Consider the following 9,459-nt stretch of genomic DNA (forward strand, 5'->3'; position numbering starts at 1 on the left):
CTCTACTTCGTCAGAGGTGTTCGGGTGCGCTGATGCCGAGCAGGGACAGGCCGCCGGCCAGCACCGCCCCGGCGGCTTCGGCGAGCGCGAGCCGGGCACGGTGGGCGGCCGAGGGTTTCTCGTCGCCGAGCGGCAGCACGACGTGCTGGAAACCGAGAACGGCGTCGGCGGTCACGACGAGGTGCCGGGCCAGCCGGTCGGGCGCCCGGTGCCGCGCGGCGAGACGCAGGGCGTGCGGATATCCGGCGAGGGCGGCGAGGAGACCGGCCTCGCCGGAGGTGTCGGAAGGAGCGGCGGGCGTCCGCGGCGAAGCGTCCGCACGCCGGGTGCCGCCGGGGACGCCGGGGTCACGGCGGGTACGCGGATCCTCCACCGGGCGGACGGGTGGGCCGCCCTCATGGGGGACGAGGGCGGCGAGACCACCGGGACCGTCCGGGAGACGCAGGCCGCGGGGGGCACCGGTGTAGCCGAGGGTGGCGGCGTTGCGGCGCAGGGCCCGGGTGCGGGCATGGGCGTAACGGACCCGGAAGAGGGGATTGCTCTCGCGCTGGAGGAGGTGGTCGGCGCTGATCCGGGGCCGGTCGTGGGGCGCGGGGTGGAGCAGCGCCCAGCGGGCGGCGTCGTGGCCGAGGGGGGCGGGGTCCTCGGGCGCGGGAACGGGCCGCAGGTTCACGGGCTCGGCGTGACGGACCTCGGCACGTCCGCCCTGGGTGGCGACGATCCGTACGAGGGTGTCGGCGACGACCTCGGCCCTGGTGTCGTAGGGCACGCGCAGCTCGACGACCTGCCCGGCGAGGGTGTCGCCGTACCCGTACCGCGGCCCCCGCTCCAGGACCTCTTCCACCAGGTCGGCGAACGCGCCGCCCGCGAGGGTGATGTTGAGGAAACCGGGTCCGGTGACGGTCACGTCGGCGACACCGGGGTCGGCGGCGATGTGCGCCCGCAGGATCTCGGCGACCTCCGGCGCCGGCCGGCGGGCCTGCCCGGCCAGCCGCAGCGCGATGTTCGTCGCGTAGTCCCCGCACCCACCCGGCCCCGGCGGGGTGACCGCCGCGCTCCCGGGCACGGAGACACCGTCCAGTTCCCCCACGTCGACAGCACGACGTACCGCGCACAGCACGGTACGGGAGAGCTCGACGGGGGTCACGGGACAAGCCTAGGGGAGGAGGGGGGTGGGTATGCGAGCCAGTTTGGACGATGGTCCGGGATGTGGACGGGGTTCCGGTGGTGGGGGGTTTCGGCGGTGGGGGGTTTCGGTGGTGGGGGGTGTTTCGGCGGTGGGGGTTTCGGCGGTGCGGGACGGCCGCCCTCGATGGACCGCCTTTGGTGACTGGCCTTGGTGACTGCCCTTGGCGAGGGTGGCCAGCGATCAGCGATCAGCGATCAGCGGGAACGATCGACGGCGACCCGGTCTCCGCACACGGCCGGCCGACCGATGAACCGGACACCCGAATGGGCACTCGAATGGAGGACTCGAACGGGCACTCGACCGAGCCACTCAGCGAACGGACTGCCCACCTCGCACGCCCGCCCCACCACCTGGTGCACCCGGTGCGCCGGGTGCACCCAGTACACCCCTCCACGGCTCAATGCCCGGTGCGCCCCGCAGCACGCTCGCCCTCCTCGACGGTGCCGCCCACCTCACGCCGTTCCATCAACCCCCGCACGAGACTGACGAGTTCGGAGGGCTCGAAAGGCTTGGCGAGAAAGGCGTCGACACCGACGTCGAGCCCGCTCTCGACCTCGTACTGCGTACAGGCGCTGACGATGGCGAGGGGCAGATTCCGCGTCCGGGGATCGGCACGCAGCCGAGCGGCGGTGCGCAGACCGTCGAGCCGGGGCATCACGACGTCGAGGGTGACCACGTCGGGCTGGACCTGATGGACGACGTCCAGACACTCGGCACCGTCAGCCGCGGTCACGACCTCGAGACCCTCCAGCTCGAGGTTGACCCTGATCAGCTGCCGGATGACCTTGTTGTCGTCCACAACAAGCACTCGGCCGGACGCGCCTGGCACAACTCGAGAGTAGGTCCGCGCCCACCGCCGCGTCCGGGTTTTCCCCACTTCCACCCCGCACGGCCCCCGGCACCCACCCCGACCCCACCCCCACCCGCCGGCACTCCCCCGCCTCTCCCTCCCCCTCCCTCCCTTCACTCTCCGCAACGCCACCCACCCCCGGCCAAAACACGTGGCGATCACCCCCGAAAGAGCTGGTAGGGTTCTACCCGTCGCCGCACAAAGCGCCCGACACGCCCCCGTAGCTCAGGGGATAGAGCAACGGCCTCCGGAGCCGTGTGCGCAGGTTCGAATCCTGCCGGGGGCACTCGCCTAGGAACAGCAGAGATCAAGCGCTGACCAGGGCGGATGCCGAGAGAAGAGGGCGGGAGTCAGTCTCACTGACTCCCGCCCTCTTTCGTTGTCTCTCGGTGTTCGCGACACACCTCCGACACACTGCGCCCTAGGCCGTTTCGTTTGGATCATCTGACCGTTGGTCTGGGCGTGCCGTTGACTGACGCGCAATGGGCGCGGATCGAGCCGTTGTTGCCAGACCGGGCGCCGCAGTGGGGTGGCCGGTGGCGGGATCACCGTGAGGTGATTGATGCGATCGCCTGGAAGTTCCAGACCGGATCGCAGTGGGTCCACCTGCCCGAGAAGTACGGGAACTGGAGGGGCGTCTACAACAGGCTGCGGATGTGGGCCATCGACGGCACCTGGAAGCGGGTGTTCACCGTGCTCATCGCGCAGGCCGACGCCGAGGAAGACCTCCGCTGGGCCGTCTCGGTCGACTCCACTGTCGTGCGCGCTCACCAGCACGCAGCCGGGGCACGCAAAAAGGGGCCTCGGCTGGCGAGCCCGATGACAACGCCATTGGCCGGTCTCGCGGGGGACTGACCACGAAGATCCACCTTGCCTCCGATGCCCACTGTCGGCCATTGGCCTTCGTGCTCACCGCCGGGCAGGCTGGTGACGCGCCCGCCTTCGCCTCCCATTAGGCGTACTCCTCCCGCGCGATCCGCGAGCACCTGCGCAAGCGCGGAATCCGGGCGGTCATCCCCGTTCCGGCCGATCAACGCGGCCACCGGCTGCGGCGCGGCAGCCGAGGCGGCAGGCCACCCGCCTTCGACCGCGAGGCATACAAGCAGCGCAACACCGTCGAACGCTGCATCAACCGCCTGAAGCAGTGGCGGGGCATCGCCACCCGCTACGAGAAGACCGCAACCATCTACCTGGCCGGACTCTACGTCGCCGGCATCTTTCTTTGGTCTGCCAGGCCAACGACTCAGGAGCAGGAGCGAAGCGCATCGTCCCAGGCACCAGGGCTGCGGTAGTGGTTCTTGTGTCCCGCGGCAAGTACGTGGCGCAGTTCGGCAAGGTGCTGGGTGTTCGTAGGGAGATCCAGCCGGCCGAGGAAGGTCAGTGCGGCAGTCGGCTCCAGGTCGCCGTAGGCGTCGTGGAAGCTCGCCAGGAGGCCGCGGAAGACGGCCGAGTGCAGGGCCGGAAGCCGCATGGCGGTGCGGTACGTAAGCTCCTTCACCGTCCAGTGCACCGGTCCTGAACACTCCAGAACCCGACGGGCTCGGCGGAGCAGGGCTTCCGATCGCTCGGCCACCACTCGGTCGATGTCGTTACCGAGGACCTCGGCGAAGGCCGTCGCGGAAGTGGCGTGGTCCTCGAACCAGTCCACCCACAGCGAATAGGTGACGGCCTCGGCGTCCCGGTCCGCCTCCAGCCGCTGACGGTAGCCGTCCCACAGCACGTCGGCGGGCAAGGGACCCTCCTCACTCTCGTTCGCGAACCGGATCTCGCACGTGACCCAGTACTCGCCGAGGAGGTCCAGCAGCCCGAAAGCCAATCGCACCTGGTCGGCTGCATCCAGGTCTTCGGCGAACACATCACCGGCCCAGGAGTGCGCCACCTGGTTGGCGGTGAGCAACGCGTCCGGCTTCTCGTCGCTCATCCACCCGTCGCGCACCTGGCTGACGCCCTGATCAGCCAGCCAACGCCGCGCTGCCTCCTCGGCTCGCATCTCCACTCGGGAAGTATGACAAGCCTCGCAAGATCCGAACGAAACGGCCTAAGCTCCGGCTCGGGGCAAGCCCCTGCAGCGCTCAGCGCAGTTCCAAGCCCGTCGGCGGCATGCGACACCTGCAAGCCTCAGGCATCCGTCGACGGAGGGATGCCGTTCTAGGGCGTCAGAACGCCCACTGGCGAAGAAGTGACGGGCGACGTACCTTCGAATTGTAAGCAACTCTAAGGGGCGACAATGAATGACATCGCACTTTACTACCCCAATCTGTCATTCCAGAATACTACGTGGCTCAAAGCGGCTGCCCTGTATTGGCCTCAAATTGCACGACTAGACCTGACTTGGATGATCGAGGATTCCCCTCAGGCTACCCCACTAAAAGACGATGACTTCCTTATCGACGTATCCGTGTCTCAAGATTCAATTGCGGATATGGCGGAAAGTTTTTCAAGGTTGATAGAACTGCACGAAGGGAGATTCGTCGAGCAGTACGGCTTGTCGCGCCGCTACCCCGACATCGCCATCAACGCCGCCGGCCAGCCGACTCTTTCGGCCGAGCAAGAGGCACGCCTAACTTTGCTTCATGTAGGAAAATTCGAACCCGCCCTACTAGCCAAATTTATAGAACTCGGAATAACGCAAGAGGCGGTTCATTTCAATGCGGCTCGCGGTACCGATTTCGTGTACGCCATGGATCCGCGCCTGGCTCAGATATACTCGTGCGCACTGGCAGGACGCATCGCCCACGAAAAGCACCTAATACCCGTAACCGACGACCCTGAAATTCATAGCGCACTGACGGATTTCAATCTGCTCTCACTGGATCGCTCGCTCGTCGGCGGCGAGTCGGGATCCGTTCGAACCGACGAGGAAATGACGGGACTTCTTGCGACACTCTCGATCGATGCCGTACTGCCAGAAACCCTTGTCGACATACCCATGAGGAAAATTGTTGAGGTGCGGCAAGAATTGGGGGGAGAGCTTTACAGCTACCGCACCTATATCAAGGAGCTCGCCGGGCAGCTTACCGAGTTCGCACAAATACAAGATCGCAGCGTACTAGAGGCCCACATAAACCACTTGATAGCATCCGAAGTGCAACCTAAAGTCGAAGCCCTGGAAAGAGAATTGAAGGCTTTGAAAATCCAACCCGTGCGCAAGATTCTTTCAGTAAAAAAGGAAGAATTGACAGCACCAGCCATATTCGGTGGCGCTGCGCATTTCGCAGCCGGACTGCCGGCTTCCCTGAGCTTTGCTGTTGGTCTCGCCACTTTCGCGATCTCCAAGGTGCGTGAATCCACGTCTGCCGCACGAGAAGCCAAAGAGAAGAGTCCAGTTAGTTACCTCTTGGGGCTTAACCGACGACTGGCAAATCAGTCATGGTAACGAAGCTACGGCCCTCTCGCAGGCGCGAGAGGGCCATTCAAGCTAAATCCTAAGGCCCGCCATCACCTTCACTTTCGAGAGATTGTGCAATTTTCGCATTAGCCGCTTCCTCGTGACCGTCGATACAGCCGTGGTATCTGCGGTGGATCACCTCAGGTGAATTGCCAACTCTCCGGGCCACCTCAGCAATCGGCACCCCAGCGTTCAACCACCGCGTGATGCACGCATGCCGCAGGTCGTATGGGCGCCCGGCCAGTGGCGAGTTGAAGCGCTCCGGAGGTAACGCGTGCCCCCGCGCTTCCTCCCACACCCGCCAGTAAGTGGAAGAGCCGACCACTCCCCCGCGCTCGTTCCCGAACACTCGCCCTTCTTTGCCGGTTCCAAACTCCTTGAGATGAGCCCGGAGGATGGCGACCAAGACCGGCGGAATAGGAACCGGCCGATCTGTGGATGCCTCACGCGCCTTCAGGCCCCGACGGTCGTGGCGCTCGCCGGAGTCGGTCCACTGCTTGCCGGAAACAGGGCGCGTCTCCCGCAGCGTCAGCGTGCCCCAGCCTTTCTCTGGCATGTGGCAATCCGACAGCCGTAGCCCGACAGCCTCAGCGGGCCGGAGCCCCGCGTAGTACAGGACCGCGTAGAAGGCCACCAAGCGCCGCCCACGGCAGCGATCCCACGACCCAACGTAGGAGAGGCCGTGAGCAGCTGCCGGGCCTGTATGGCGTTCACTAGGACGCGCGGGTCCACTACTTCTTTGGAGCCAGCGCGCTTCCGACGGGTTCGCTGAAGCGGGTTCTCCGAAAGCTCCCCCGTGGCAACGGCGTGTTCGAGAGCGGCGTTCAGGGCCCGGCGCCGCCGCTTGTACGTGTCGCCCGCTGCCGGGGTGCCGTCCAGCTTGTAGCTGACGCGGTACATCACGTCCTCGAACACCTCGGCGTCGGCCATATCGGCCAGTGAGCGGTCGGCCTTCGTGACACAGTCGTACGCGGCCTTGAGCTCTGCCGGCGGGTCCTCTCCCTCGTTCGCTGGCACGATCCCCCACCGAAAGGCCAACCGTAGAAACTCATCTTCGGGGGTTCCATCACCACGCTTGACCATGGCAAGCGTCACGGCCGCAAGCCCGTCCGCCATGCCTTCACGGCTCTTGGCTGCGCTCGTACGCCACCGCCCTGCAACGTATTTTCGGCAGAACTCGAACCACCGCAACGACGCCTCTACGTCCGCTGCTTCGGCGGCTTCGGCCGCCGCGCGCACCTCGGACTCAGGCAGTCCGGATTCGATCTCGAACGCTTCACCGCGCCGGTTCATGGCCTGCCACAACTCAGACCGTCGGCTCTCCGCGAGGGCCAATGTGGTGAACGTGTCGCCGTGCACCTGCCCTGCGACCACCCACCGGAGGCGCCACGGGCGGGACTTGCGGCCGGTCTTGGAGACCTTCCAGAGCTTGACGTCGAAGGAGTAGCCCGGCCGGGCCGACCCTCGAGGGCGTCCGGCCGGGGTGTCGTTCGTGGTGCTCACGCAGCGTCCTCCCGCTCCGCGAGCCAACGCTCGTACTCGGACCGCCGGATCCGCACGTCACCATTCGGAAGCTTGATCGCGCGGGGACCTTTCCCGAGCTGGCGCCACCGGTAGAAAGTCGACGGGGCGACCTTCAGATCGGTGATGACCTCCTGGATGGTCATCTTCTCGTCTCGCGTACGGGCGCTCATTCCCTCTCCCCCTTGGCTTCGTCCGCACCGGACAGGCCGGACAGCTCCAATTCCGACTGTCCGGGGTATCCGTGCTGGTCAGATGGTGTAACCGGACAGCCGGACAGTGCGGACACCTCCGGCGTGCCCTCTGTCCGGGTGCCGGTGTCCGGGTAGTACCGGCCGCCGGGGTCTTTGGTGAGCTGTCCGGCGTCGGCCATGCGGTTGCAGGTGCGGCGGATCGTGTCGAGGTCGACGTTCGGCAGCTCGCTCGCCATGTCCTTCGGTTTGGCGCCGGGGTGGGCGCGGACGTGGCGCAGGATCGTGGCGCGGGTGTCGCCGACGGTGTGGTCGGAGACCGGGCCGTCCAGCAAGTGCCAGGCTCCGGAGGCGGGTTGGAAGCTGAGGGCGTACTCGGCTTCGTCCACGTCGCGGCCGGTGACGTGCAGGATGCCGTTGGCCTGGCCGCGGGCTCGCTTCAGGACGAGGGTGGCATCTGCGGCTCCGGCAATGCCGTTGGTGCCGGAGACCTCGGTGAGGAAGTCCTCAGAGCCTGCCTTGCGGACATGGTGGACGAGAACGACGGCCACGCCGTAGTGGTCGGCGAGCCGCTTGGCGTAGCTGACGGCGACGTAGTCCGCGTCGTAGGCGGATACGCCGGCCGGGGCCTGGCCGCGCATCTTGGCGAACACGTCGATGACGACCATGCGCGCCTCGGGGTTGCGGTCCAGCCACTGGGCGATGGCTTCGGTGCCGCCCTGGGGGAAGGGCGGGCATTCGGTGACCAGGGTCAGACCGGCGGGCGCGGGCTGGCCTCCGAGGAGTTTGCCCATGCGGGTCTGGAGACGGCGCGGGGTGTCTTCCAGGGCGAGATAGAGCACCGGTCCGCCCTGGACGGGCACGGAGTCGAACGCCATGCCGCCGGCCGCGACGGACAGGCCCAGTCCGAGGGAGAGCCAGGATTTGCCGACCTTGGGTGGTCCGGCGAGCACGCTGACGCCCTCGGCGAGGATGCCGGGCACGGCCCATTTCGGTTCGGGGAAGTGTGCAGCCATGAGCTGATCGGCTGTCCATGCGGTCCGGGGGCGCTCCCGCTTCGGCGGCGTCGTGGGCGTCGGTTCGGGGTCGCTGGGCACGGAGTACAGGTGCAGGGGCGGGATCGGGTGGGTGCTCATGCGGCGACCGTCCGGGGGCGCTGGGCGCCGGCTCGCAGGCCGGAGGCGATGGTGCGCTGTGCCTCGCGCTCGCCCTGGCCGACTTGGAGCGCGGCGGTGAGGAGCCAGCCGGTGACGTCGGCTTCGCTCAGCTCGCCCCCGGCCACGAGCTGCCCGAGGGCGACGGCGGCGATGTAGAGAGCGTTGTTGTGCTGGTGCGGGCCGGAGCCGGTGACCCGCTCCACTTCCCCGTTGATCGCGGAGCGGAGGAAGGCGGTGCGGCGTCCGTGACCGGTGAGGGCGACGGTGATGGGCGTCTGCGGGGGTAGCGGGGCCGGGCGTAGGAGTTCGGCGAGCCAGTCCGGCAGTAGCGCCATGGGGGCGTGGTGGGTGATCTCGTACGGGTGTCCGGCGAAGGTGCTGCCCGCGCCGACGACGAGTCCGCCCCAGGCGCGGGTGTCGACCTTCCAGCCCAGTCCGCGGGCGCTGTCCCCGGCGGTGTTGCGCAGGGGCTCGCTCTCGGGAGCGAGGAAGTACAGGTGGGTACCGCCGCTCCACGTGCGGACGGTGTAGGTGTCGGCGGGGAAGGGCTGGCCGTGGCGCTCGCAAAGCACAGCGAGTACGTCAGCGCCGTCGCTGACGCCGTGCTCGGCCCACGCGGCCGGCGGGATGTCGCCGGGGTGCTTGGGCCTGTCCAGGTCGATGACGATCAGACCGGAAGGGCCGGTGGCGATACCGACATTGAACGCGCCGACGGACCACGCGCGGGTGATGCGCTCCGGATCGGTGGTGGCGCGGTTCTCCCAGTCGGAGACGGCCGGGCGCTTGTCGCCAGGGATGAGAGGGAAGACGCGCCAGTCACACGACGCTGCGTCAAGCGCAGCGGCGAGCTGGGCAGAGCCGTCCGGGTACGGCATGCTGGTGGTTCTCCTGTTCTGTCTACGGCGGCGGGCAGGGAGAACCGCGGCGGCGGGCGACCTTGCTGGGGAGTCCCGCCGCCGCGGCGTTGCTAGTGCTCTGACCGGGAAGGTTCGCCGGGCCGGCGGTTCCAGCGGTTGGATGTCCGGAGACGTCTGATCCGACCGTTGGGGGTGTGATGGCTGAGCCTGTCCGTGTGCGCAGGTTGACCGACGAGGAGGGGCAGAAGCTGCAGCAGATCGTGCGCCGGGGCAGCACCAGCTTGGTGCGGTACCGGCGCGCGATGA

The 9,459-nt window shown here is 67.4% G+C and carries 8 protein-coding genes, 1 tRNA gene and 1 pseudogene; 3 read left to right on the forward strand and 7 right to left on the reverse strand.

Annotated elements, in window-relative coordinates:
* Positions 1–10: 10 nt before the first annotated feature.
* Positions 11–1,147, reverse strand: a complete 1,137-nt coding sequence (gene nrtL, locus CW362_RS20645; RefSeq protein ID WP_103550979.1) for an ArgS-related anticodon-binding protein NrtL — start codon at positions 1,145–1,147, stop codon at positions 11–13.
* A gap of 439 nt (positions 1,148–1,586) precedes the next feature.
* On the reverse strand, positions 1,587–2,066 hold the full coding sequence (locus CW362_RS20650) for a response regulator (RefSeq protein WP_103550980.1): 480 nt from the start codon (positions 2,064–2,066) through the stop codon (positions 1,587–1,589).
* 187 nt (positions 2,067–2,253) lie between these two features.
* Between CW362_RS20650 and CW362_RS20655 the strand changes: the two genes are divergently transcribed.
* Together CW362_RS20655 and CW362_RS20660 are read left to right on the forward strand one after the other, a co-directional pair.
* Positions 2,254–2,325, forward strand: a tRNA-Arg gene (locus tag CW362_RS20655).
* A 158-nt stretch (positions 2,326–2,483) separates the two neighbouring features.
* Positions 2,484–3,331: pseudogene (locus CW362_RS20660) on the forward strand (IS5 family transposase).
* On the opposite strand, the gene CW362_RS20665 reads toward CW362_RS20660, so the two are convergent.
* On the reverse strand, positions 3,283–4,029 hold the full coding sequence (locus CW362_RS20665; RefSeq protein ID WP_167455629.1) for a hypothetical protein: 747 nt from the start codon (positions 4,027–4,029) through the stop codon (positions 3,283–3,285). The pseudogene CW362_RS20660 and the gene CW362_RS20665 overlap by 49 nt on opposite strands.
* A 237-nt stretch (positions 4,030–4,266) precedes the next feature.
* On the opposite strand from CW362_RS20665, the gene CW362_RS43380 reads away from it, so the two are divergent.
* Positions 4,267–5,415, forward strand: coding sequence for a DUF6236 family protein (locus tag CW362_RS43380; RefSeq protein ID WP_162684163.1), 1,149 nt, complete (start codon positions 4,267–4,269; stop codon positions 5,413–5,415).
* Positions 5,416–5,955: 540 nt separating this feature from the next.
* Here CW362_RS43380 and CW362_RS20670 read toward each other — a convergent pair.
* From CW362_RS20670 to CW362_RS20685, 4 genes are read right to left on the reverse strand one after another with little or no spacing between them, the layout of a single operon-like run.
* On the reverse strand, positions 5,956–6,930 hold the full coding sequence (locus CW362_RS20670; RefSeq protein ID WP_338069073.1) for a hypothetical protein: 975 nt from the start codon (positions 6,928–6,930) through the stop codon (positions 5,956–5,958).
* Positions 6,927–7,121: a helix-turn-helix transcriptional regulator gene (locus tag CW362_RS20675; protein ID WP_103550982.1), complete on the reverse strand. Its 195-nt coding sequence runs from the start codon at positions 7,119–7,121 to the stop codon at positions 6,927–6,929. The genes CW362_RS20670 and CW362_RS20675 overlap by 4 nt, the downstream gene beginning before the upstream one ends.
* Positions 7,118–8,275, reverse strand: coding sequence for an AAA family ATPase (locus CW362_RS20680; RefSeq protein ID WP_103550983.1), 1,158 nt, complete (start codon positions 8,273–8,275; stop codon positions 7,118–7,120). The genes CW362_RS20675 and CW362_RS20680 overlap by 4 nt, the downstream gene beginning before the upstream one ends.
* Positions 8,272–9,171 carry a bifunctional DNA primase/polymerase gene (locus CW362_RS20685; protein WP_103550984.1) on the reverse strand — a complete coding sequence of 300 codons (900 nt, stop codon included), beginning with the start codon at positions 9,169–9,171 and terminating at the stop codon, positions 8,272–8,274. Before CW362_RS20685 ends, CW362_RS20680 begins: the two co-directional genes overlap by 4 nt.
* Positions 9,172–9,459 lie beyond the last annotated feature (288 nt).

Source organism: Streptomyces populi (genome assembly GCF_002911015.1).
Taxonomy (GTDB): Bacteria; Actinomycetota; Actinomycetes; order Streptomycetales; family Streptomycetaceae; genus Streptomyces; species Streptomyces populi.

What these genes read in the sequence shown, in the direction of transcription:
- CW362_RS20665 (WP_167455629.1), bottom strand. Translation starts at nt 4,029, where the DNA reads ATGCGAGCCGAGGAGGCAGCGCGGCGTTGGCTGGCTGATCAGGGCGTC.
- CW362_RS43380 (WP_162684163.1), top strand. Translation starts at nt 4,267, where the DNA reads ATGAATGACATCGCACTTTACTACCCCAATCTGTCATTCCAGAATACT.
- CW362_RS20675 (WP_103550982.1), bottom strand. Translation starts at nt 7,121, where the DNA reads ATGAGCGCCCGTACGCGAGACGAGAAGATGACCATCCAGGAGGTCATC.
- CW362_RS20680 (WP_103550983.1), bottom strand. Translation starts at nt 8,275, where the DNA reads ATGAGCACCCACCCGATCCCGCCCCTGCACCTGTACTCCGTGCCCAGC.
- CW362_RS20685 (WP_103550984.1), bottom strand. Translation starts at nt 9,171, where the DNA reads ATGCCGTACCCGGACGGCTCTGCCCAGCTCGCCGCTGCGCTTGACGCA.